Consider the following 23,780-nt stretch of genomic DNA (forward strand, 5'->3'; position numbering starts at 1 on the left):
AGGTCCCTCATGTGGCGTACATCTCAATCCGCAGGTCAGGCGGGATGCGATAAAGGGCGTATCAGACATTCGATACTACGACTCGGGATCGTAGGTGATGTGGGTCATGTGGGGTGTCTCACCGCTCGGCTGACCGAGCGAATACGGCCCCTCACGCTCGGGGTGCGTCGAATGTGACCGCGGTCTCGAAAGCGGCCCTCCGCGTGGCCCGGCGCAGCGCGCGCAGCACGGCCGGACCCAGCGCCAGGGTGAGGACGACCGTGCAGAGCGCCCGGCCCAGGTCCCAGCCCATGGAGGTGGCCAGGCAGTAGGCGACGAAGCGGGCCAGGTTGGCGGGGACCGTCGCCTGCGGGTCGAAGGAGATGTTCGAGGCCAGGGTGCCCATGAAGGGCCAGCCGGCCATGTTCATGATCGTGCCGTAGGCGAAGGAGGCGAGGAAGCCGTAGCCGGCCAGCAGCACAAGCTCGCCCCGCCCGCGCAGACGGCCCCGGCCCGGCAGCAGGCCGGCGCCCATGGTGAACCAGCCCATCGCCAGCATCTGGAACGGCATCCACGGCCCGACCCCGCCCGTGAGCAGGGCGGACGCGAACATCGTCACCGAGCCGAGGACGAAGCCGAAGCCCGGTCCGAGCACCCGGCCGCTGAGCACCAGCAGGAAGAACATCGGCTCGATCCCCGCCGTGCCCGCGCCGATCGGGCGCAGCGCCGCCCCGGTCGCCGCCAGCACACCCAGCATGGCGACGGCCTTCGGACCGAGACCGGACTCGGAGATCGTCGCCGCCACGACCGCGACCAGCAGCACCAGCAGTCCGGCGAACAGCCAGGGCGCGTCCTCGGCGTGCGCGCTCAGCTGCGAGGCGGGCGGCGCGAGGAAGGGCCAGCCGAAGCCGACCACGCCGACGGCGCTGACCAGCACGAGTGCCACGAGGGAGCGGGGTCCCAGAGGGACGGCACGGACGCGCCGACGTGAGGCGTCCGCGGATGCCGTACGCGCTGTGAGAGGGGTGTCCGCAGGTGCGTCCGGAGGTGTCGTGGGCGCTGTCATGCGAGGGCCTCCCGGACCTCGGTCACCGTCAGCCAGGGCTGTGGGGCCAGGATCTTGGTGACCTGCGGGGCGAAGGAAGGGGAGGAGACCACGATCTCCGCCGTCGGCCCGTCGGCGATCACCTCGCCGTCGGCGAGCAGCACCACCCGGTGCGCGATCTCCGCGGCCAGCTCCACGTCGTGCGTGGCCAGGACGATCGCGTGCCCCTCGGCCGCCAGCCCGCGCAACACCGCCACCAGGCGGGCCTTCGCAGCGTAGTCCAGGCCGCGCGTCGGCTCGTCGAGCAGGAGCAGCGGAGGCCGGGCGGTCAGCACGACGGCCAGGGCGAGCGCCAGGCGCTGGCCCTCGGAGAGGTCACGGGGGTGCGTGTCGTCCGTGATGCCCGGCAGCAGTCCCGACACCAGGTCGCGGCAGGTACCGGGCTCGCCCCCGGCGTCCCGGTCGGCGGCGGCGCACTCGGCGGCCACCGTGTCCGCGTAGAGCAGATCGCGCGGCTCCTGCGGGACAAGACCGACACGGCGTACGAGGTCACGGGACGAGGCGCGGTGCGGTACGGCTCCGCCGACCCGGACCGTGCCGGAGGTCGGCTCGACGAGTCCGACGAGGGAGCCGAGCAGCGTCGACTTCCCGGCGCCGTTGCGCCCCATCAGCGCGACGGTCTCACCGGGGGCCACGGTCAGGTCGATGTGCCGCAGCGCGTCCACCCGGCCCCGGCGGACGGCGAGGGCGTGGACTTCGGCGACGTGCGGGGCGGGCGGGGGCGCGGGTGAGGGTACGGGTGCGAGTGCGGGAGTTCCGGCGGGTGCGGCGGCTCGGCGGAACAGCCGCCGCCGGACGGGTGGCGCGGGTATCTGCGGTGCGTCGGCCGTGCCCGCCTCGGCCTCGCCTTCGGCAATCGTGTTCCCATCCGAACCACCTGAACCACTTGAACCCCCCGAACCCCCCGACCCCCCCGAACCACCTGTGCGGATCTCGTCGTCGGGTGCGGGTGGCCCCTGCGGGGCGTGCTCGCCGCCGGCGGTCGCGGGTTCGTCCGCCGCGGCGACGACCGGACCAGGCGCCACCCCGGAGGACGGCTCGGCCGACGGCTCGGGCCGCGCCTCGGACGTGGGCGCCGGCCCCCGGGCCAGTCGTTCCCGGAGGGAGCCCGCGCGGCGGCGGGCGTCGCGGACGGTCAGGGGGAGAGGCGACCAGCCCGCGAGGCGGCCCAGTTCCACCACCGGGGGGCTCACGGGCGAGACGGCCATCACCTCCGCCGGGGTGCCGACGACGGGGGCGGCGCCGGGGCCGGGCAGGAGGACGACCTGGTCGGCGTACTGGACCACCCGCTCCAGCCGGTGTTCGGCCAGCAGGACCGTCGTACCGAGATCGTGGACCAGGCGCTGGAGGACGGCCAGCACCTCCTCCGCCGCGGCCGGGTCGAGCGCCGAGGTCGGCTCGTCCAGGACCAGCACCCGCGGGTGCGGGGTGAGGACCGAGCCGATCGCGACCCGCTGCTGCTGCCCGCCGGAGAGCGTCGTGATCGGACGGTCGCGCAGGTCGGCCAGGCCCAGCAGATCCAGGGTCTCCTCCACCCGGCGCCGCATCACCTCCGGGGCGAGCCCCAACGACTCCATGCCGTAGGCGAGTTCGTCCTCCACCGTGTCCGTCACGAAGTGCGCGAGCGGGTCCTGTCCCACCGTCCCGACCACGTCCGCGAGTTCGCGCGGCTTGTGCGTACGGGTGTCCCGGCCGGCCACCGTGACCCGGCCGCGCAGGGTGCCGCCGGTGAAGTGTGGGACGAGTCCGCTGACCGCGCCCAGCACGGTCGACTTGCCCACCCCGGACGGCCCGACGAGCAGCACGAGTTCACCCTCGGGCACCTCGAAGTCGACGTCCCGGACGGTCGGTTCGGCCGCGCCCTCGTACGTGACGCTGACCTCCTCGAAGCGGATCACGCGAGCTCCTCGGGGTCCTGGGGTACGACGAAGGCGGGCAGCAGGGCGAGCAGGGCGGACGCTGCGGGCCACAGCGGGAAGGCGGGGGCGACGAGCGGGACGACCCCTGGGTTCAGCGCGTCCGGAACACGGACCGACGCCAGTGTGAGCATCGCGGCCGCCGCGGCCCCCGAGCCCGCGACCAGCCACGCCCGTACTCCCCACGGCGCCGGCCGGTACCGGGTGCGCACCGAGCGGCGCCCGCCGAGCCGCAGCCCCGCGAGCGCGGCCGCGACCCCCGCGAGCAGCACCGGAATTCCGTACGTGCCGCCCTCCGCGGTGAGCAGCCCGTACGTCCCCGCGCACACGCCGAGCAGACCGCCGAGGGTGAGCGCGGTCGTCGTACGCCGCACCCGTGCGGGCACGTCGGCGGTACGACCGTACCCGCGCGCGTCCATCGCGGCGGCCAGCGCGACCGACCGCTCCAACGCGCCCTCCAGCACCGGCAGTCCGACCTGAAGCAGCCCCCGCACCCCCCGGTCCGGGCGCCCGCGCAGCCGACGCGCGGCCCGCAACCGCTGCACGTCGGCGATGAGATGCGGCGCGAACGTCAGCGCGACGACCACCGCCACACCGGCCTCGTACAGGGCGCCGGGCAGCGACTTCAGCAGACGGGCGGGGCTGGCGAGGGCGTTCGCGGCGCCGACACAGATGAGGAGCGCGGCCAGTTTCAGTCCGTTGTACGCCGAGAAGAGGAGCGCCTCCGCCGTGACGTGCCCCCCGAGACGGATGCCCTGCGCCCAGGCGGGGAGCGGGACCTCGGGGAGCGTGAACAGGACGTGCGTGCCCGGGATGGGGGAGCCCAGGACCACCGTGAAGGCGAGGCGGACGAGGAGGACGGCGACGGCGAGCTTGGCGAAGGCGGTGTAGGAGCGGGCCCAGGGGGTGGCGGAGCGGTGCGTGGCCACGACGTAGCCCGCCGAGGCTATGAGGAGGGCGAGGAGAAGGGGGTTGGTGGTGCGGGTGGCGGCCGTACCGAGCCCGAGTGACCAGAGCCACCAGGCGCCGGGGTGCAACCGCGCTCCGCGCCGCAGCCGAGCGGGGCCGTGCGCTTCCTGCCCGCGCCGTGCGGGACCGTGCGCTTCCCGCCCGCGCCGGCGGCCCGCCGCACGACGGACCGCGGCCGGCCGCGCTCCCGTGGTTACGCCACCCATGCGGCCGACGGCACCGCGACTCCTCAGGGGCGCGGGGAACTGCGCGAGCGACCACGACCGACCCGCGGCCGGGCGGCGGCCCGCAGTTCCCCGCGGCCGCGTGGGTACGCCAGCCATGCGGCCGACGGCACCGCGACTCCTCAGGGGCGCGGGGAACTGCGCGAGCGACCACGACGGGCCCGCGGCCAGGGAACTGCCCCCAGCGAATCCACGCCCACCCGCGGCGCGACTACGCATTCCTGCGCCGCCGCGCCTGCCACACCGCCGCCCCGGCCAGCAGAGCGACCACGCCCACACCGATCGGCAACCCCAGCGAGGGGCCACCGTCCGACTCCTTCGCCGAAGCCTCCTTCCCCGAAGCCTTCTTCTCCGAAGCCCCCGGCCCCTGCTCCTTCGCGGCAGCGACCTGCTCCCCGCACCCCTTCTGCGGATACCCGGCGATGGCGCACAACAGGGCGTTGGTGTCGTAGCGCAGGGGCTTGGCGACGGCGGCCAGGGCCTCCGCCGTCGTCGCGTCGGAGGCGACCTGCGCGCACGCCGTGCGGCGGTGGGCCGGCGGGGTCTCGCCGGAGGGAGCGTCCGCGGGGATGCCGAAGTCGATGACCAGGGCCACCCGCTTCGCCCCCGACTTGGCGGGCGTTTTCGCACAGATCGTCGCGAAGTCCGCCGTGCCGCGCGGTTGGCTCGCGTCGGCGGAACCCACACTGACCGCGAACCGGAAGCCCTCCACGGAACCGTCGTCGGGACGCGCGGTCGCCGGGCCCTGCGTGGCGTACGTCCAGTGGTCGCCGGAACGCTCCCAGAACGACCAGTAGCGGTACCCGGTGGCCTGCGCCTGGCCCGCCCCGGCCACGAGGACGAGCGCGGACGTCAGCGCGGATATCAGTACGACCGTGGCACGGCGGACGGCGGTCACGGCTGCCGCTTCTTCCGGCCGCTGAGCAGGAAGCCGATGCCGATACCGGCGACGAGACCGACGCCGACGATCCACCAGACGCCGTTGCCGGAGCCCTTCTTGTCGGCCTTCGACTCCTGCGTGCCGGACTTCGTCGCCTGTTGCGGAGCCGGCCCCAACTTGTCCAGCGCCGTCAGGAGGTCCGTGCCGCCGAAGTCCCGCGGCTGCTCGCCCATCGCGTGGGCGGTGAGGATCAGCTGGGCGTAGGCGGCCGGGCCGGTCTGCCCGGCCCAGGTCACGGCGTTCTTCTCCAGCCAGGCGTACGGCTTCTTCGCCTGCTCGGCCCACCCGTTCGCGGCGAGCGAGACGACCGTGTCGGCCGTGTTGCCGTAGTCGGGCTGGTCGGTTGCGCCCGGAAGGGCGGACATCAGGTGGCCGGTCTTGGCGACGGCGTCGGCGAGGTACGCGGAGGCGTTGTCCGCCAGCCGGCCCGACGTGGCCTTGCCGGACGAGGAGCAGGCGGGGGCCTTGTCCCGGGCCTTGCCCGGCTCCACCACGAAACCCTTGCCGAGCGCGCCCAGCACGCCGGCCGCCGTCGCGTCCGCGTTGGCGACGAGCTTGCCCTTCTTGTCGGGCTGGTAGGCGAAGGCGCCGCCCCCGTCCTCGGAGCAGGCGAGGGCCAGACCGGCCAGCGCCTCGTCCGGGCTCTTGCCCTTGCCGCGCAGCGCGGCGGTGTCCTCACCGGCGGACGCGAGGGCGCCGATGACGACCGACGTGGAGTTGGTGTCGCTCGCGCCGCCCGGCGCGTAGCCCCAGCCGCCGTCCTTGTTCTGCACGGTCTTCAGCCAGGCCACGGCCTTGCGGACCTCGCCGTCGTGCCCGCCGACCGCCCGCAGGGCCTGGACGGCCGCACCCGTGCTGTTGGTGTCGGGCTGGGCACCGCTCTTGCCCCCGCAGGGCCCCGCGGTGTCGGCCCGGAACGCGGCGAAGGAGCCGTCGTCGCACTGCTGCCCCACCAGCCAGTCGACGGCCGAGGCGGCCGGCCGCTCACCGACGGTCCGCTGGGCGAGCAGGGACAGCGACTGGCGCCAGACGCCGTCGTACGTCGGGTCGGCCTTGCCGAACAGCCCGGCGGGGAGCGTCACCTTCGGGGACGCGGACGGGGACGGGTCGGCGGCCGTGGCGGGCGCGGCTGCGGCCAGCACGCCTACGGCGGCGAGAGCCGCGGCACTGCGGCGGACGTTCATGGTCGGCGACTGCCTCTCCTGCGGGGGCCGGCAGCGCACGGGAAGCACCCGGGCGGCGCGGCTCCGTATACCTCGACGGTGCCGTGCTCGGCGGGCCGCCGAGCACGCGAGCCGGTCAACGTCCCGTGCGAGGCGGTCCGGCTCACCGTCCTGCGGACGGCTCACGGATGGGGGTGCCCCCGGCTCGAGCGAAGCCGAGAGTTGGGGGAGGGTCAGCGCCGGAATTGCACCGGCTTCCCCCCGTACAGGTGTGATGACGACCCCGTCACCTTACCGGCAGCCGCGCAGGGCCCGGGGAGTGGCCGTGGGCACATGGACCTGGTGACCGGGCTCACGGCCCATGACGGGGAGGGGACCGATGACGGAGAGATGACGAAGAGGGGGCCGACGACGGAGAGATGACGAAGAGGGGGCCGACGACGGAGAGGGGACCGGTGACCGGGACGGAGGGGGGCGGACCGCTGAGGTCGGGGGCGTTCGGCCTGAGCCAGGACTCCAGGGCCTCAGCCGGCCGTCGCCGCCCTGGGCGTGGGGCCGCCGAAGGGCAGCCGCAGGTCTACACAGCCACGTACGTCACCGGCTCGCTCCCCGGGACCGCCTCCGCGTGCCCCAGCTTCACGAGGCGGCGCAGATGGGCCTCGGCCTCCGAGACCGCGATCGTGCGAGAGCCGTAAGGGATGTCGGACCAGGGGCGGTTCCACTCCATGCGTTCGGCCAGTTGCCAGGGGGTGAGGGGGACGGAGAGGAGGGACCGCAGGCCGGTGAGCCGTTCCTCGTGATGGGTGAGGAGTTCCTGGACCCGGGAGGGGGCGTCGGTGAACGCGTGCTGGTGCGCGGGCAGGACCTCGGCGGGGGTGAGGCGGCCCACCCGCTCCAGGGAGTCCAGGTAGTCGCCGAGGGGATCGGTGACCGTCGCGTCCTCGGGGTCCTCGTACAGGCCGATGTGCGGGGTGATCCGCGGGAGAAGGTGGTCACCGCTGAACAGGCGGCCGTTGCCGGGGAGTCGGGAGGGGTGCTTCTCCTCGAGGTGCAGGCAGACGTGGCCGGGGGTGTGGCCCGGGGTCCAGATCGCGCGCAGCCGGCGGCCGGGCAGGTCGAGGAGTTCACCGGGGACGACCTCGCGGTCCGGGAGCGCGGGGGAGAGGCCGGGAAGGGCACGGCGGCCACGTGCCGTGCGCAGCGGAGCGACGTGATCCTCGGGCGCCCCGGCGGCCGTCAACTTGTCGGCCATGTACGAGAACCAGCGCTCCGGACGCGTCTCCCGCGTCCGGAGCACGATCTCCGTGTCGGCCGCGTGCATCGCCACCCACGCCCCGGAGGCCTCCCGCACCCGCGCGGACAGCCCGTGGTGGTCGGGGTGGTGGTGGGTGATGACGACCCCGTACAGCTCCTCGACCGAGGTGCCGCAACCGGCGAGTCCCGCCACCAGCGTGTCCCACGACGAGGGGTCGTCCCAGCCCGTGTCCACGAGCACCGGACCCCGGTCGGTGTCCACGACGTACACCAGCGTGTGCCCGAGGGGGTTGTCCGGGATGGGCACCTGGACGGACCGCACGCCCCCACCGTGATCGAACGTCTCCGCCATCTGTCCTCCGCCCCGCCGACGCCGCTGCTCCAAGACCATTGCCCACTATAGCTAGAACTGATATCAGTTCTGATGCAGCGTCAGAAACCGTGTGAGGCAGTGCGGAGGCGGTCGGCCATGACGGAACTCGTGGAGCACGGACAGCTGTTCATCGGAGGGGAGCCGACCGACCCGCTGGGCCGGGACGTCATCGAGGTGATCTCCCCGCACACCGAGGAGGTCATCGGCCGGGTGCCGCACGCCTCCCCGGCGGACGTCGACCGGGCGGTGGCCGTCGCGCGCCGCGCCTTCGACGAGGGCCCCTGGCCGCGCGCGACGCCGGAGGAGCGGATCGAGGTCGTCACCCGTATCAAGGACGGGATCCTCGCCCGCCACGAGGAGATCGCCCGGGTGATCTCCGCCGAGAACGGCTCCCCGTACTCGTGGAGCGTCCTCGCGCAGGCACTCGGCGCGATGATGGTGTGGGACGCGGCGATCAGGGTCGCCCGGAACTTCACCCACGAGGAGCGCCGCGACGGCATCCTCGGCCCCCTCCTCGTCCGGCGCGAACCGGTCGGCGTGGTCGCGGCCGTCGTCCCGTGGAACGTCCCGCAGTTCGTGGCCGCGGCCAAGCTCGCGCCCGCGCTGCTGGCCGGCTGCACGGTCGTCCTCAAGCCGTCCCCGGAGTCCCCGCTGGACGCGTACCTGCTCGGCGAGATCGCGCGCGACGCCGGCCTGCCGGAGGGCGTGCTCTCCATCCTCCCCGCGGACCGCGAGGTCAGCGAGTACCTGGTCGGGCACCCCGGGATCGACAAGGTCTCCTTCACCGGCTCGGTCGCGGCCGGCAAGCGCGTGATGGAGGTGGCGGCCCGGAACCTCACCCGCGTCACCCTGGAACTGGGCGGCAAGTCGGCGGCGGTCGTCCTGCCGGACGCGGACCTCCAGACCGCCGTGTCGGGCATCGTCCCGGCGGCCTGGATGAACAACGGCCAGGCCTGTGTCGCCCAGACCCGCATCCTCGTCCCGCGCGCCCGTTACGACGAGTTCGCCGACGCCTTCGCGCAGGCGGCGAGTGCCCTGAAGGTCGGCGACCCGCTCGACCCCGCCACCCAGGTCGGCCCCCTGGTCGCCCGGCGCCAGCAGCAGCGCAACCTCGACTACATCCGCATCGGCCAGGAGGAGGGCGCCAAGGTCCTCACCGGCGGCGGCCGCCCCGCCGGACTCGACAAGGGCTGGTACGTGGAACCCACCCTCTTCGGGGACGTCGACAACTCCATGCGGATCGCCCGCGAGGAGATCTTCGGTCCCGTGATCTGCCTGCTTCCCTACGGCGACGAACAGGAGGCCGTGAAGATCGCCAACGACTCCGACTACGGCCTCTCCGGCAGCGTGTGGACGGCGGACGTCGAGCGCGGCATCGAGGTCGCCCGGCAGGTCCGCACCGGCACCTACTCGGTCAACACCTTCAGCCTCGACATGCTCGGCCCGTTCGGCGGCTACAAGAACTCAGGTCTGGGGCGGGAGTTCGGGCCCGAGGGCTACGCCGAATACCTCGAACACAAGATGATCCACCTCCCGGCGGGGGCATGAGGATGGGCGACCGCTGGCACATCGAGGTCGACCGCTCCATCTGCATCGGCTCCGCCCAGTGCCTCCACCACGCCCCCCACGGCTTCCGCCTCGACCCGGCCCGCCAGTCCCACACCGTCGAACCGGACACCGACGCCCTCGAACAGGTCCTCACGGCAGCCGAGAGCTGCCCGGTCGAGGCGATCACGATCACCCTGGCGGACAGCGGCGAGCCGGTGTTTCCACCGGAGGACTAGCGACACCCGGAGCCGCCCGAGCCGCCCGAGCCGCCGGAGGCGTGTCCGGCGGTGCGTGGGTCAGCGGGACGCCTCCGGGTCCGTCAGGTCGATCAGGCGGCACACCGTTTCGATGTCGATCTTGACCTGGGCGATGGAGGCGCGGCCCGAGAGCCAGGTGATGAGGGCCGAGTGCCAGGTGTGTTCGATGACGCGGACGGCGGAGAGCTGTTCCGGGGTCGGGTTCTGCAGGCCCATCGCGTCCAGGATGATCGCCGTGGTCTGCCGGGAGACCTGGTCGACCTCGGGGGAGACGCTGCGGTCCGCGAAGGTCAGGGCGCGGACCATGGCGTCGGCCAGGTGCGGTTCGCGCTGCAGGGCGCGGAAGGCCCGCATCAGGGTCTCGGCGACCCGCTCGGCCGGCCGCTCGCCCGCCGGGGGCTTCTTGCGCAGCGTGCCGTGCATGTGCTCCAACTGGTCCTGCATGGTGGCGACCAGCAGATGCACCTTGGACGGGAAGTAGCGGTACAGCGTGCCGAGGGCCACCTGCGAGGACTCGGCGACCTCGCGCATCTGCACCGCGTCGAAACCGCCCCGGCTGGCCAGTTGCGCGCTCGCGTGCAGGATCCGCCGCCGCCGGGCCTCCTGCCGCTCGGTGAGCGGTGCCGACAGGGGCCGGACGCTACTGGATTCCGCCTTGGATTGCGCAGGCATGGGTCCCGTTCCGTGACAGTCGGTGAGGGCGTCCGTAGGGCACGTGATCAAACAGCATGACAGGGGCCCGCGCCGTGGCGTGAATCACCTGATCCACTGCTCCCAGCACCCCTACCTGCCGGTAGATTCAGAGCCTCTTGAACGATCAAGTCTGAAACTTGTTCTAGATTAGCGTCCCGTCGTAGTCTCGCGGGACAGCGCAGGCAGAGAGGGGCCCAGAGTGACCGCTGAGGCCAGTCAGGCGGGTCCTCGGCAGGATCTCGCTGCCGACGGCCAGCGACCGCTGGACATCGCACTCCTCACCTATAAAGGGAACCCGTTCTGCGGCGGCCAGGGCGTCTACGTACGCCATCTGTCCCGCGAACTGGCCCGCCTCGGCCACCGCGTGGAGGTCATCGGCTCGCAGCCGTATCCCGTCCTGGACTGGACCGACGGCAACGACGCCCACGCCGGACGGCTGACCCTGACCGAGCTGCCCAGCCTCGACCTCTACCGCCAGCCCGACCCCTTCCGCACCCCGCACCGGGACGAGTACCGGGACTGGATCGACGCCCTCGAGGTCGGCACCATGTGGACCGGCGGATTCCCCGAGCCGCTGACGTTCTCCCTGCGCGCCCGCCGCCATCTGCGCGCCCGGCAGGGCGAGTTCGACGTCGTGCACGACAACCAGACCCTCGGCTACGGCCTGCTGGGCGACATCGGCGCCCCCCTGGTCACCACGATCCACCACCCCATCACCGTCGACCGGCAGCTCGAGCTGGACGCGGCCGAGGGCTGGCAGCGCCGCTACTCGGTGCGCCGCTGGTACGCCTTCACCCGCATGCAGAAGCGCGTCGCCCGCCGGCTGCCCTCCGTTCTCACCGTCTCCGGCAGCTCCCGCCAGGAGATCGTGGACCATCTCGGCGTCCGCGACGACCGCGTCCACGTGGTCCACATCGGCGCCGACACCGACCTGTTCTCGCCGGATCCCGCCGTCGCCGAGGTGCCCGGCCGGATCGTCACCACCTCCAGCGCCGACGTGCCGCTCAAGGGCCTCGTCTTCCTCGTGGAGGCGCTCGCCAAGGTCCGCACCGAGCAGCCGGCCGCCCACCTCGTCGTCGTCGGCAAGCGCCCCACGGAGGGCCCGGTCGCCCAGGCGGTCGAGCGGTACGGCCTCGAAGGCGCCGTCGACTTCGTCAAGGGCATCTCCGACGCCGAACTGGTCGACCTGATCCGCTCGGCCCAGGTCGCCTGCGTGCCTTCGCTGTACGAGGGCTTCTCGCTGCCCGCCGCCGAGGCCATGGCCACCGCCACCCCGCTGGTCGCCACCACCGGCGGCGCGATCCCCGAGGTCGCCGGCCGCGACGGCGAGACCTGCCTCGCGGTGCCGCCGGGCGACTCCGGCGCGCTGGCGGCAGGGCTCACCAGGCTGCTGGGCGACCCCGAGCTGCGGGCCCGGCTGGGCGCCGCGGGACGCGAGCGGGTGCTGCGGCACTTCACCTGGGCACGGGCCGCCGAGGGCACGGTGGCCCGGTACCGCGAGGCCGTCTCCGCCGCCGCGGGCCAGGCCGCCCCGCGCCCCGCGACCCCGGTACCCGGCCGCCTCGGTGCGGCCGCGAAGGGCGCGAAGACCGCGAAGACCGCGAAGGGCGCGGCCGACAAGGCGGTCCAGGCCGATGCCGATACGACTCACTTGGACGAGGCGGCCCGGGACGCGCGGCTGACCGAGGCCGTCAAGTGACCGCCGGCCCCGCCGCCACCCCACCTGCCGCCGCCTCACCCGTGACCGCCCCACCCGCAACCGCCGGACCCGTGACCGCCGGACCGGTCACCGCCCCACCCGTGACCACCGGACCGGTCGCCGCCGAACCCGTGACCGTCGATTCCAACCCCGAAAGCAGGGCCACGTGCTGACCGTCGACTTCTCCCGGTTCCCGCTCGCCCCCGGCGACCGTGTCCTGGATCTCGGCTGCGGGGCCGGCCGGCACGCCTTCGAGTGCTACCGGCGCGGCGCGCACGTCGTGGCCCTCGACCAGAACGGCGAGGAGATCCGCGAGGTCGCCAAGTGGTTCGCGGCGATGAAGGAGGCCGGCGAGGCCCCCGCGGGCGCCACGGCCACCGCCATGGAGGGCGACGCCCTCGCGCTGCCCTTCCCGGACGAGTCCTTCGACGTCGTCATCATCTCCGAGGTGATGGAGCACATCCCCGACGACAAGGGCGTGCTCGCCGAGATGGTGCGCGTGCTCAAGCCGGGCGGCCGGATCGCCGTCACCGTGCCCCGCTACGGCCCCGAGAAGGTCTGCTGGGCGCTGTCCGACGCCTACCACGAGGTCGAGGGCGGCCACATCCGCATCTACAAGGCGGACGAGCTGATCGGCAAGATCCGCGAGGCCGGCCTGAAGCCGTACGGCAGCCACCACGCGCACGCCCTGCACTCGCCCTACTGGTGGCTGAAGTGCGCCTTCGGCGTCGACAACGAGAAGGCGCTGCCGGTGCGGGCGTACCACAAGCTGCTGGTCTGGGACATCATGAAGAAGCCGCTGGCCACCCGGGTCGCCGAGCAGGCGCTGAACCCGCTGATCGGCAAGAGCTTCGTGGCCTACGCGACCAAGCCCCACCTCCCCCGGGTGGACGCCAAGTGACGACTCCCCGGACAGAACACCTCGTCCTGCCCGGGGTCCTCACCGCCGAGCAGGCCGCCGCGACCGTCCGCGGCATCCTGGCCGTGCAGCGGGAGGACGGCGCGATCCCATGGTTCCGCGGGCACCACCTGGACCCGTGGGACCACACCGAGGCCGCGATGGCCCTGGACGCGGCCGGCGAGCACGAGGCCGCCGAGCGGGCCTACGACTGGCTCGCCGCCCACCAGAACGAGGACGGCTCCTGGTACGCCGCCTACGCCGACGGCGCCCACGACGACGTCACCGACCGCGCCCGCGAGTCGAACTTCGTCGCCTACATAGCCGTCGGCGTCTGGCACCACTACCTGTCGACCGGGGACGACACGTTCCTGGACCGCATGTGGCCGACCGTCTACGCGGCCGTCGAGTGGGTGCTGCGGCTCCAGCGGCCCGGCGGGCAGATCGGCTGGCGGCGCGAGGACGACGGGACGCCCACCGCGGACGCCCTGCTCACCGGCAGCTCCTCGATCCACCACGCCCTGCGCTGCGCACTCGCCATCGCCGAGCAGCGCGAAGAGGCGCAGCCGGACTGGGAGTTGGCGGTGGGCGCACTGCGCCACGCGATCCGCCGGCACCCCGAGCGCTTCCTGGACAAGGACCGCTACTCGATGGACTGGTACTACCCGGTCCTCGGCGGCGCCCTGACCGGGGCGGAGGCCAAGGCACGCATCGAGAAGGACTGGGACCGCTTCGTCGTCCCCGGCCTCGGCGTGCGCTGCGTCGTCCCCAACCCGTGGGTGACCGGCGGCGAGTCCAGCGAGCTCGCCCTCGCGCTGTGGGCGGTCGGCGAGTCCGACCGTTCTCTGGAGATTCTCCAGTCCATCCAGCACCTGCGCGACCCGGAGACCGGCCTGTACTGGACGGGCTACGTCTTCGACGACCAGGTCGTCTGGCCGCGTGAGCTGACCACCTGGACGGCCGGTTCCCTGCTGCTGGCCGTCGCGGCGCTGGGCGGCCACGACGCCACCTGCGCGGTCTTCGGCGGCGACCTCCTGCCGACGGGGCTGGACCCGGACTGCTGCGGCTAGCGCACGGCGTTCAGAGCCGGTGCATGCGGTTGGCGACGGCGTGGCCCACGAGCAGGTACACGACCGCCGCCAGACCGTAGTCCGCGACCACCCGTGCCCACTCCTGGTCGAAGGTGAAGATGCCCTGGGCCCAGCCCGCCAGCCACGTCGCCGCGTCGTGGACGAACCGGACCACGCGGTTGGACCGGTTCGCGTCCAGCAGGAACAGCAGGATCCACAGGGCGATGACCGACGCCATGAGGTCGGCGACGGCCGCGATGACCCTCCCGGCCGGATTCGCGCCGTAGTGGCGATATCGAGGGGTCATGTCCACCGGGTTGCCGTGAAACGGAAGATGAAACCCGGACAAGTGTGTCCCCCGAGTGGCGCACACGGCCGCCTCGGGTGACGCTGCCGGAGGAAGTACCCGCTCGGGGAGACACGTCCGGAGGACCCCGTGCCTGTTCCGATACGGCGCCTCTTCGTCGCGCTGACCCTGTGCTGCGCCCTCATGGCCGGTTCCACCGCCTGCGGCAGCAGTGAGAAGACCACGGCGAGCGACGTCTCGGCAGCGGCCGCCGAAGCGGCGACGCCCAGCCCGAGCACGTCCGCGGAACGCCAGAAGTTCGCGAAGACCCGGTTCGTGGCGAACGCGGGCCTCGCGGCCGGCGCGACCTACCAGTGGATCGTGAAGCCCTGGAAGGCCGGCAAGTTCAAGAAGGGCGCCAAGGGCCGCAAGACGGCCCTGGTCAAGGCCGGTCTGGCCGGCGTCTTCACCTACAACCGGCTCAAGGCCGCCCAGCGCAACGCCCAGGGCGACCCTGCGCTCGCCAAGGCCCTCGAACCGCTCACCGCCGGGATCAACTCCCTCAAGGACCTGCCGGCCAAGCTCCGCAAGGGCGACGCGAACGCGGCAGGTACCTACGGCGACCTGATCAACAAGGTGAAGGACGCGGGCCAGAGCGCCGGCGCCCCGGTCAAGAACCAGGTGCCCTCGGCCTCCCAGCTCGCCAAGGGCTGAGCCGCCCGCTCCCCGCTCGTCGGGGCTAGGAGTTCAGTTCCGCCAGCACCCTGAGGGTGTGCGGGTCCGGTGACAGGGCCAGCAGGTCCGTCACCGGGCCCTTGCGCCACAACTCCAGCCGCTCGGCGATGCGTTCACGCGGGCCCACCAACGAGATCTCGTCGGCGAAGGCGTCCGGCACCGCCAGCACGGCCTCCTCGCGCCGCCCGGCGAGGAACAGCTCCTGGATGCGCCGCGCCTTCTCCTCGTAGCCCATGCGGGCCATGAGGTCGGCGTGGAAGTTGCGGGCCGCGTGCCCCATGCCGCCGATGTAGAAGCCGAGCATGGCCTTCACCGGCAGCAGCCCCTCGGCGACGTCGTCGCACACCTGCACCTGGACCATCGGCGCCACCAGGAACCCTTCGGGCAGCTCCCGTACCGCGTCCCCGTACACCTCGGGCCGGCTCGGCGACCAGTACAGCGGCAGCCAGCCGTCGGCGATCCGGATCGTCTGCGCCACGTTCTTCGGCCCCTCCGCGCCCAGCAGAACGGGCAGATCACGGCGCAGGGGATGAGTGATCGGCTTCAGCGGCTTGCCCAGCCCGGTGCCGTCCGGCCCCCGGTACGGCAGCGGATGGAAACGCCCCGCCGACTCCACCGGCCCCTCCCGCCGCAGCACCTGCCGTACGACGTCCACGTACTCCCGGGTCGCGGTCAGCGGCGACTTCGGGAACGGGCGGCCGTACCAGCCCTCCACCACCTGCGGCCCGGACAGGCCGAGCCCGAGCAGCATGCGGCCGCCCGAGAGATGGTCCAGCGTGAGCGCGTGCATCGCGGTCGCGGTCGGGGTGCGGGCCGCCATCTGGGCAACGCCCGTACCCAGCAGGATCGTCGACGTCTGCGCGGCGATCCAGGTGAGCGGGGTGAAGGCGTCCGAGCCCCACGATTCGGCCGTCCACACCGAGCGGTAGCCGAGCCGTTCCGCCTCACGGACCAGCGGTACATGACCGGCGTCCGGACCACGTCCCCAATAGCCCAGTGAGAGACCGAGCCGCATGAGCCCTCCTCCTGACGTCTCGTCAGTTCGCTTGCCGGGGGCCGACTGTACGACAACGGCCCCCCGCCCGGAAGGGCGAGGGGCCGTGCGCGAGGGATCGGGGGCTCAGCCGCGTTGGATCCCCGAGGTGTCCTGGAGCACGCCCCGGCGGCCGTCCTGGGTCTGGGCCACCAGCGCGGCACCGCGCTGCTCGACCGCCAAGTACCAGGTACCGGGGGCCAGTTCGGCGATCGGGTTGGGCGAGCCGTCCTCCCCGAACAGCGGACGGGGCACCGGCACGGCGAACCAGAACGGCGAGAAGTCCGCGGCCGCGGGCTGCGGCGCGGCAGCGGCCTGCGGGGCGGGCTGCGGCTGGGCGCCGTACGGCTGCCCCGGCTGCGGCTGGGCACCGTACGGCTGCTGCTGCGGGGCCTGGGCGCCCGGGTAGCCGTAACCACCGGGCGGCTGGGCGCCGTAGGGCTGCGGGGCGGCCGGCTTCGGGGCCGGGACCAGGGAGCCCTGCAGGGCCGGGACCAGCGGGGTGGCGATGGCCGCGGCGGCCATGACCACGGTGGCGACGAGGGCGAGGATCAGGCCCATGCCGGCGCTCGGCGCATTGCTCGAGCCGCCCCCGAGGTTGTCGAGACCGCCGACCGGGTCGATGACGTTGCCCAGCGCGCTCCAGGCGGCGAAGACCGCGAACGCGACGCCGAACGGGCCGAGTTCGAGGCCGGCGACCTTGGGGGCCTGCGGCAGGCCGCGGGCCACGACGACGAGTGCAGCCGCGATCAGGCCCGCCAGGACGACGCTGAGCAGGACCGGTCCGCTCTCCCAGAGGTTCGGCAGGTCGACGCTGCCCGGGAGGTCGTCGTACGAGTAGTTGTCGAGGAACGACGCGATGAACAGCAACACCGCTGCTCCGATCACCACGCCGTCGCCTCTAGTGAGGGAGCGGATATTCACTTCAGCAGGTCCTTCGTAGGTCGTCTCGTCGTCGGTAGACACTATCGTCCGCAAGATCCCGCTGTCCGCCCGGTTCCGCCTGCCGTTCAGGACGCGCGCAGGAAGCTCACGATTCCCTCAGAGATCCCCTGCGCGGCCCGCTGCCGCCAGGCGCCGGTGGTCAGCAGCGCCGAGTCCTTGCTATCGCGCATGTTGCCGCACTCGATGAACACCTTGGGGACTGTTGACAGATTGAGACCACCCAGGTCCGTACGTGTGACGAGACCGGTACCTTCACCGAGGTAGTTGGAGGGCTGCTCGCCGGTCTCGCGCAGGAAGGAACCGGCCACGCGCTCACCCAGGTCGCGCGAGGTGCCGAGGATCGGGCGGGTGTCGGCGGCGCCGGCGTGCACGGATCCGGGCAGGATGACGTGGAAGCCGCGGTCGCCCTCGGCCGCGCCGTCGGCGTGGATGGAGATGGTGGCGTCCGCGCGCGCGGTGTTGCCGATCCGCGCCCGGTCGTCGACGCACGGGCCCCAGGACGGCGAGCCCTTGTCGTGCGTCAGCTTCACCGTGGCGCCCTGCCGCTCCAGCAGCGTCCGCAACCGGTGGGCGACGTCCAGGGTGAACTCGGCCTCGGTGTAGCCGTCATTGGTGGACGTCCCCGTCGTGTCGCATTCCTTGCTTCCGTTGCCGACGTCCACCTTGCGGTTGATCTCGGCCGTGTGCCGGACGTTGCCGGGATTGTGGCCCGGGTCGATGACGACGACCTTGCCCTTGAGCGCGTCCGGACCGGCGGGGGCGGACGCGGTGGGTGTCGGGTCCGTCTGCTTCGCGTCGTCGGTGGCCCCGGCCGACCCCGGCTTCCCCGTTCCCGGGGAGGACGGCGAGGAACTGTGCGCACCCGCCGCGTCCGAGCCCCCGGGTCCGCCCACCGCCCCGTACGCCAGCCAGCCCAGCAGCGCACCGGGCACGAGCGCCGCCAGCGCCACGGTCAGCGGCCCTCGCCGGGGTCGGCGGGGCTGCGGGGGTTCGAGGTCCGGGCCTGCGTACGACACGCCTGCCACCCTAGCGGCCGCACATATCCTTCACATGGCGGCGCGGTCCCAACGGGTGGCGGGGCCAGAGGTGCGGGAACCCCGGTGATTCAGGTCAGATCCCCGCTGCGGTCCGACGCAACACCCGCATCGACCCCGTGACGGAGATCTCGGTGAACGCACCCGACTCCAGCGCCCGCAGATACACGCGGTACGGAGCCTGCCCTGTGAACTCGTCCTTGGGATCCGGGAAGACGTCGTGGACGACGAGCAGCCCGCCCTCGGCGACATGCGGTGCCCAGCCCTCGTAGTCGGCGGTGGCGTGCTCGTCCGTGTGGCCGCCGTCGATGAAGACGAGACCGAGGGGCGAGTTCCAGATCTTCGCCACCTGCGGGGAGCGGCCGACCAGCGCCACCACGTGTTCCTCCAGGCCCGCCCGGTGCAGCGTCCTGCGGAACGTGGGAAGCGTGTCCATCAGACCGATCTCGGGGTCGACCGTCTCCGCGTCGTGGTAGTCCCAGCCCGGCTGCTGCTCCTCGCTGCCGCGGTGGTGGTCGACGGTGAGCGCGGTGACCCCGGCCGACCGGGCCGCGTCCGCGAGCAGGATCGTCGAGCGCCCGCAGTACGTCCCCACCTCCAGCAACGGCAACCCCGCCCGCCCCGCCTCCACCGCGGCCGCGTACAGCGCGAGCCCCTCGTCCACGGGCATGAAGCCCTTCGCCGCCTCGAAGGCGGCCAGGATCTCGGGCTTGGGAGCGATGGCGGACATGGGGGCCTCTCGATCGCACGACACGTGGCCCGCCAATGCTGCCGCACCCCCCTGCGACCGGGCGACAGGGGGGTGCGGTGCTGACATCCTGCGGGGCAGCGCTCCGAAAGGGGCGCGGGGCTGTATCGGTGTGCGGCTCCGCTGCGTGGCCGCGACAAGCCATCACGGACCCGCAGCCGCCAACCGACAGAACGCCCCGAGCTCTTAAGCGGTCACACTCTCCCCCGGCAACGAAAGATCCAGATCCACAGCCCTCTCCTCACCGGGATGTGTCGCCGAAGAAGCGAGTGGCCCATGTCCCGAAGCCCGTGCGGCCAGCACGTACGCCCCACCGGCCGGCACGGTCAGCGCGTAGCTGCCGTCCGCCGAGGACAACGCAGCCCCCGCCTGCCGCCCCGCCCGGTCGATCAGCGTGACCTTGGCCCGTGCGACCGGCGTGCCGGAGGCGTCCAGCACCCGGCCCCGGAAGCCGCGCAGCGCCTCCTCGGCCCGCTCCAGCACCGCGTCCTCCTCGCTGCTCGCCCGTAGCTGCGTGTGCTGCCGGTCCGGGCGCCCGGCCTTCGGCAGGAACAGCGCGAGCAGCAGGCCGAGCGCGACGGCGGCCGTGGCGATGAGGAAGGAGACACGGAAGCCGTGCATGGTGGGGACCGCGACGCCGCCCACGTTGTTCGCCGTGTTGGCGAGCACCATGCCGATCACGGCGCTCGACACCGAGGTGCCGATGGACCGCATCAGCGTGTTGAGGCCGTTGGCCGCGCCGGTCTCCGACGCCGGGACCGCGCCGACGATCAGCGCGGGCAGCGAGGAGTAGGCGAGGCCGATACCCGCACCGAGGATCACGGAGGTGACGATCGTCTGCCAGGCCGCGTCCATCAGGCCGAGGCCGCCGCCGTAGCCGACGGCGATGATCAGCAGGCCGGTGATGAGGGTGACCTTGGGGCCGTAGCGGGCGGACAGCCGGGCGTAGACCGGCGCCGTGAACATCATCGTCAGGCCCAGCGGGGCCACGCACAGGCCCGCGACGACCATCGACTGGCCGAGGCCGTAGCCGGTCGCCTTCGGCAGCTGGAGCAGCTGGGGCAGGACGAGCGAGACGACGTAGAAGCTGACGCCGACCATGATCGAGGCGAGGTTGGTGAGCAGCACCTCGCGGCGGGCGGTGGTGCGCAGGTCGACCAGCGGTGCCGTGACGCGCAGCTCGTACAGACCCCACAGGAGGAGTACGACGACGGCCGCGGCGAACAGGCCGAGCGTCGTCGCCGAGGACCAGCCCCAGTCGCTGCCCTTGGTGATGGGCAGCAGGAGCAGCACCAGACCGGTGGACAGGCCGAGCGCGCCGAGCGCGTCGAAGGAGCCCTCGGCGCGCATCGGGGACTCCGGTACGGCGAGGAGGGTGAGGAGGATGGCGAACACGCCGAGGCCGGCGGCGCCGTAGAACAGGGCGTGCCAGTCGGTGTGCTGGGCGACCAGTGCGGCGCTGGGCAGGGCGAGGCCGCCGCCGACGCCGATGGAGGAGCTCATCAGGGCCATGGCCGAGCCGAGCCGTTCGCGCGGCAGCATGTCCCGCATCAGACCGATGCCCAGCGGGATCGCGCCCATGGCGAAGCCCTGCAGGGTGCGGCCCACGATCATCGTGACCAGCTGGCTGGTGAACGCGCTGATCAGAGCGCCGGCCACCATGACGGCGAGGCTGAGGATCAGCATGCGCCGCTTGCCGTAGAGGTCGCCGAGCCGGCCCATGATCGGGGTGGCGACGGCGCCGGACAGGAGAGTCGAGGTCAGGACCCAGGTGGCGTTGCTGGGCGCGGTGCCCAGCAGTTGGGGCAGGTCCTTGATGACCGGCACGAGCAGGGTCTGCATCACCGCGACCACGATGCCCGCGAAGGCGAGCACCGGGACCACGGCCCTGCCCGCCTGCCGGCTCGGTTGATCGGTCGTCGAGTGGGACATTGAGTGAGGCCTCCCGCATGGATAAGTGCCGGGTAAACCTCGTATGCGCGAGCATCTATTCCGTTGCTTCGGGCGTCTAACGAATCCTTGACCGGCCCATGGGTTTCTGATCTGGCGTCAGGGTCTGGTTTGTTACTGGAACACGTTCTACTCTGCGCGCCATGAAGGCCTATGTCGCCGGCGTCGGGATGACGCGGTTCGAGAAGCCCGAGACCCGTGAATGGCAGTACTGGGACATGGTGCGGGAGGCGGGCGGCGCGGCGCTCGCGGACGCCGGGATCGCCTACGACGACGTGGAACAGGTTCCCATCGGCTACTGCTTCCAGCCCTCGACCGCCGGCCAGCGCGCCGCCTACGAACTCGGCCTGACCGGCATCCCCGTCTACAACGTCAACAACAACTGCGCCACCGGCGCGACCGCGCTGATGCTGGCCCGCCAGCTCGTCGAGGGCGGCGCCTGCGACTGCGTACTGGCGCTGGGCTTCGAGAAGATGAAGAAGGGCGCGCTCGGCGGAGGAGCCGACGGAGACTTCTCCACGTCTCCGGTGGCCCGGCACTACGGCGTCATGGCCGCCCGGCACGGCTTCGAGATGAGCCCGCCCACCGCCCAGATCTTCGGCGACGCGGCCCGCGAGCACATGGAGAAGTACGGCACGACCGAGGCACAGCTCGCCGCGGTCGCCGCCAAGAACCACCGCCACTCGGCACACAACACCAACGCCCAGTTCCGGGACGTGTACGAGGTCTCCGACATCCTCGCCGCACGCACGGTCCACCGGCCGCTGACCAAACTCCAGTGCTCGCCGACCTCGGACGGCGCGGCCGCCGCCGTCGTGGTCTCCGAGCGGTTCGCCGAAGAGCGCTCCCTGACCGGCCTGGTCGAGATCGCCGCCCAGGCCATGACCACGGACACCGAGGAGTCCTTCGCCTCCGGCTCCTGCATCGACGTCGTCGGACAGCCCATGTCCCGGGCGGCGGCCCGCCAGGTGTACGACCGTGCCGGGCTCGGCATCGAGGACGTGGACGTCGTCGAACTGCACGACTGCTTCTCCGTCAACGAACTGCTGACGTACGAGGCGCTCGGCATGTGCGAGCCGGGGGAGTCCGGCCCGCTCGTGGAGTCCGGGGCGACGACGTACGGCGGCCGCTGGGTGGTGAACCCGTCCGGCGGGCTGATCTCCAAGGGGCATCCCCTGGGCGCGACCGGCCTCGCCCAGGCCGCCGAACTGGTCTGGCAGCTGCGCGGCCAGGCCGGGCAGCGGCAGGTTCCCGGGGCGCGCGTGGGCCTCGCGCACAACATCGGACTGGGCGGCGCGGCGGTGGTGACGCTGCTCAGGGTTGTGGGGTGAGGGGGCGGGCGGTGCGGTGAGCCGGCCAGGTGTCGGTGGATCGGTGGGGGTTGCCGGGGGTAGGTCGTGCGGCCCACGACCCGGTGGTCCGAAATGCCGATGCATGGACCGTGAGCGGGTTGAGAACATGACGCCCATGCTCGAAGCCGCCGGTACCCCGCCCCTCATATCCCGCCGCACCGTGCCCCCCGCCTGGTTGGTGGTCGCGCTGGCCTGCGCCGGCCAGTTCCTGGTCGTGCTCGACGTGTCCGTGGTGAACGTCGCCCTGCCGTCGATGCGCACCGGCCTCGGACTGAGCGAGAGCGGCCTGCAGTGGGTGGTGAACGCCTACGCCATCGCCTTCGCCGGCTTCATGCTGCTCGGCGGGCGCGCCGGTGACCTCTACGGCCGCAAGCGGATGTTCCTCGTCGGGCTCGGCATGTTCACGCTGGCCTCGCTGGGCGGCGGGCTGGCCCAGGAGGGCTGGCAGCTGCTGCTGGCGCGGGCCGCGCAGGGGCTCGGCGCCGCCGTACTGGCACCGTCGACCCTGACCCTGGTGACGGCCGCGGTGCCGGAGGGCGCCGCCCGGGCACGGGCGATAGCGACGTGGACCGCCGTGGGCGCGGGCGGCGGGGCCGCAGGCGGCTTCGTCGGCGGCGTGCTGGTGGACCTGCTGTCCTGGCGGTGGGTGCTGCTGATCAACGTGCCGGTGGGTGCGGTGGTGCTGGCCGGTGCCGTGTTCTGGCTGGCGGAGAGCCGGGCGGGGGACGGGCGGCGGCTGGACCTGCCGGGCGCCCTTCTGGTGACGGCGGGCCTCGCGACGCTGGCCTACGGCATCGTGCAGACCGAGGCGGAGGGGTGGACGGCCGCGGCCACACTGGTGCCGCTGTGCGCCGGACTGGCGCTGATCGCCCTCTTCCTGCTGGCCGAGGCCCGTACGGCGGCCCCGCTGATGCCGCTCGGCCTGCTGCGGCTGCGCTCGGTGGCCTCGGCGAACGCGGCGATGTTCGTCTCCGGCTCGGCGATGTTCAGCATGTGGTTCTTCATGACGCTGTACGCCCAGAACGTGCTCCACTACTCGCCGCTGGAGGCCGGGGTCGCTCTGGTGCCCAGCTCGCTGTCGGTGGTGGTGGGCTCGAAACTGGCACCGCGGCTGATGCGGTCGGCGGGGGCGCGGACCGTGGCGACGGCCGGAACCCTGGTGGCCGCCACCGGGTTCGGCTGGCAGTCGACGATGAGCGCGCACGGCCCCTACGTCACCGGAATCATGATCCCGGGCATCCTGATGATGCTCGGCGCGGGCCTGGCCGCGACCCCGCTGGCCTCGCTGGCCACGTCGGGGGCGGCGCCGGGAGAGGCCGGACTGGTGGCGGGGCTGGTCAACACCTCGCGCACGATGGGCGGTTCGCTCGGCCTCGCCGTCATGTCGACCGTCGCGGCGGCCGGGACGGGCGACGGCGGCGGGCCCGATGCGCTGACGGACGGCTACGCGCTCGCCTTCCGGACCAGCGCGGCGCTGCTGGTGGGCGGTGCGGCGCTGATGCTGGTGTGGCTGCCGCGCGGCGTCTCTCCGGCCGCGGCGGAATCGTCAGCGGGATCTTCGGCGGAATCGGCGGCGGGATCTTCGGCGGATTCTTCGACCGAATGAGGC

At 72.7% G+C, this 23,780-nt stretch carries 21 protein-coding genes; 8 read left to right on the forward strand and 13 right to left on the reverse strand.

The features are described from left to right. Positions 1-151 precede the first annotated feature (151 nt). The 6 genes from ACWD5D_RS05110 to ACWD5D_RS05135 form a co-directional block, all read right to left on the reverse strand. Positions 152-1,045 carry an ECF transporter S component gene (locus ACWD5D_RS05110; RefSeq protein WP_451371399.1) on the reverse strand — a complete coding sequence of 298 codons (894 nt, stop codon included), beginning with the start codon at positions 1,043-1,045 and terminating at the stop codon, positions 152-154. Then, complete coding sequence (locus ACWD5D_RS05115) at positions 1,042-2,982, reverse strand: ABC transporter ATP-binding protein (RefSeq protein WP_451371400.1); 1,941 nt, start codon at positions 2,980-2,982, stop codon at positions 1,042-1,044. Before ACWD5D_RS05115 ends, ACWD5D_RS05110 begins: the two co-directional genes overlap by 4 nt. After that, positions 2,979-4,175 carry a CbiQ family ECF transporter T component gene (locus tag ACWD5D_RS05120; protein WP_451371401.1) on the reverse strand — a complete coding sequence of 399 codons (1,197 nt, stop codon included), beginning with the start codon at positions 4,173-4,175 and terminating at the stop codon, positions 2,979-2,981. Before ACWD5D_RS05120 ends, ACWD5D_RS05115 begins: the two co-directional genes overlap by 4 nt. Before the next feature lie 229 nt (positions 4,176-4,404). Next, entirely contained in the window at positions 4,405-5,091 is a 687-nt protein-coding gene (locus ACWD5D_RS05125; protein WP_451371402.1) for an SCO2322 family protein, read from the reverse strand. Continuing rightward, positions 5,088-6,317, reverse strand: coding sequence for a prenyltransferase/squalene oxidase repeat-containing protein (locus ACWD5D_RS05130; protein ID WP_451371403.1), 1,230 nt, complete (start codon positions 6,315-6,317; stop codon positions 5,088-5,090). Before ACWD5D_RS05130 ends, ACWD5D_RS05125 begins: the two co-directional genes overlap by 4 nt. 556 nt (positions 6,318-6,873) lie before the next feature. Beyond that, on the reverse strand, positions 6,874-7,902 hold the full coding sequence (locus tag ACWD5D_RS05135) for an MBL fold metallo-hydrolase (RefSeq protein ID WP_451371404.1): 1,029 nt from the start codon (positions 7,900-7,902) through the stop codon (positions 6,874-6,876). 117 nt (positions 7,903-8,019) lie between these two features. Here ACWD5D_RS05135 and ACWD5D_RS05140 point away from each other — a divergent pair, with 117 nt between their 5' ends. Continuing rightward, on the forward strand, positions 8,020-9,471 hold the full coding sequence (locus tag ACWD5D_RS05140) for an aldehyde dehydrogenase (RefSeq protein ID WP_451371405.1): 1,452 nt from the start codon (positions 8,020-8,022) through the stop codon (positions 9,469-9,471). Positions 9,472-9,473: 2 nt separating this feature from the next. Next, a complete protein-coding gene (locus ACWD5D_RS05145) occupies positions 9,474-9,707 on the forward strand; it encodes a ferredoxin (RefSeq protein WP_451371579.1) in 234 nt (77 codons plus the stop codon). A gap of 60 nt (positions 9,708-9,767) precedes the next feature. Here the strand turns inward: ACWD5D_RS05145 and ACWD5D_RS05150 are convergent, their stop codons facing one another. Further along, entirely contained in the window at positions 9,768-10,400 is a 633-nt protein-coding gene (locus ACWD5D_RS05150) for a TetR family transcriptional regulator (RefSeq protein ID WP_451371406.1), read from the reverse strand. 220 nt (positions 10,401-10,620) lie between these two features. Between ACWD5D_RS05150 and ACWD5D_RS05155 the strand changes: the two genes are divergently transcribed. The 3 genes from ACWD5D_RS05155 to ACWD5D_RS05165 all read left to right on the forward strand — a co-directional run bounded on the left by ACWD5D_RS05155 (position 10,621) and on the right by ACWD5D_RS05165 (position 14,088). Further along, on the forward strand, positions 10,621-12,120 hold the full coding sequence (locus ACWD5D_RS05155) for a glycosyltransferase family 4 protein (protein WP_451371407.1): 1,500 nt from the start codon (positions 10,621-10,623) through the stop codon (positions 12,118-12,120). 166 nt (positions 12,121-12,286) lie between these two features. Then, positions 12,287-13,021: a class I SAM-dependent methyltransferase gene (locus ACWD5D_RS05160; protein ID WP_451371408.1), complete on the forward strand. Its 735-nt coding sequence runs from the start codon at positions 12,287-12,289 to the stop codon at positions 13,019-13,021. Beyond that, entirely contained in the window at positions 13,018-14,088 is a 1,071-nt protein-coding gene (locus ACWD5D_RS05165; protein ID WP_451371409.1) for a prenyltransferase/squalene oxidase repeat-containing protein, read from the forward strand. The genes ACWD5D_RS05160 and ACWD5D_RS05165 overlap by 4 nt, the downstream gene beginning before the upstream one ends. Positions 14,089-14,098: 10 nt before the next feature. Here ACWD5D_RS05165 and ACWD5D_RS05170 read toward each other — a convergent pair whose 3' ends face one another. Continuing rightward, complete coding sequence (locus tag ACWD5D_RS05170; protein WP_451371410.1) at positions 14,099-14,395, reverse strand: hypothetical protein; 297 nt, start codon at positions 14,393-14,395, stop codon at positions 14,099-14,101. Positions 14,396-14,524: 129 nt separating this feature from the next. Between ACWD5D_RS05170 and ACWD5D_RS05175 the strand changes: the two genes are divergently transcribed. Beyond that, positions 14,525-15,088, forward strand: a complete 564-nt coding sequence (locus ACWD5D_RS05175; RefSeq protein ID WP_451371411.1) for a hypothetical protein — start codon at positions 14,525-14,527, stop codon at positions 15,086-15,088. Between the two features lie 25 nt (positions 15,089-15,113). Here ACWD5D_RS05175 and ACWD5D_RS05180 read toward each other — a convergent pair whose 3' ends face one another. The 5 genes from ACWD5D_RS05180 to ACWD5D_RS05200 form a co-directional block, all read right to left on the reverse strand. Next, positions 15,114-16,124: an LLM class F420-dependent oxidoreductase gene (locus ACWD5D_RS05180; RefSeq protein WP_451371412.1), complete on the reverse strand. Its 1,011-nt coding sequence runs from the start codon at positions 16,122-16,124 to the stop codon at positions 15,114-15,116. 105 nt (positions 16,125-16,229) lie between these two features. After that, on the reverse strand, positions 16,230-17,066 hold the full coding sequence (locus ACWD5D_RS05185; RefSeq protein WP_451371413.1) for a hypothetical protein: 837 nt from the start codon (positions 17,064-17,066) through the stop codon (positions 16,230-16,232). An 86-nt stretch (positions 17,067-17,152) separates the two neighbouring features. Beyond that, positions 17,153-18,103: an N-acetylmuramoyl-L-alanine amidase gene (locus ACWD5D_RS05190; RefSeq protein WP_451371414.1), complete on the reverse strand. Its 951-nt coding sequence runs from the start codon at positions 18,101-18,103 to the stop codon at positions 17,153-17,155. A gap of 94 nt (positions 18,104-18,197) precedes the next feature. Further along, a complete protein-coding gene (locus tag ACWD5D_RS05195) occupies positions 18,198-18,851 on the reverse strand; it encodes a class I SAM-dependent methyltransferase (RefSeq protein ID WP_451371415.1) in 654 nt (217 codons plus the stop codon). Between the two features lie 204 nt (positions 18,852-19,055). Beyond that, positions 19,056-20,801: an MFS transporter gene (locus ACWD5D_RS05200; RefSeq protein WP_451371416.1), complete on the reverse strand. Its 1,746-nt coding sequence runs from the start codon at positions 20,799-20,801 to the stop codon at positions 19,056-19,058. A 161-nt stretch (positions 20,802-20,962) separates the two neighbouring features. Between ACWD5D_RS05200 and ACWD5D_RS05205 the strand changes: the two genes are divergently transcribed. Both ACWD5D_RS05205 and ACWD5D_RS05210 read left to right on the forward strand, forming a co-directional pair. Further along, positions 20,963-22,150, forward strand: a complete 1,188-nt coding sequence (locus ACWD5D_RS05205) for a thiolase C-terminal domain-containing protein (RefSeq protein ID WP_451371417.1) — start codon at positions 20,963-20,965, stop codon at positions 22,148-22,150. 127 nt (positions 22,151-22,277) lie between these two features. After that, positions 22,278-23,777 (forward strand): MFS transporter, encoded by a 1,500-nt coding sequence (locus ACWD5D_RS05210; protein WP_451371418.1) that lies wholly within the window; start codon positions 22,278-22,280, stop codon positions 23,775-23,777. Positions 23,778-23,780: the final 3 nt, after the last annotated feature.

The organism is Streptomyces sp. NPDC002520 (genome assembly GCF_053595235.1).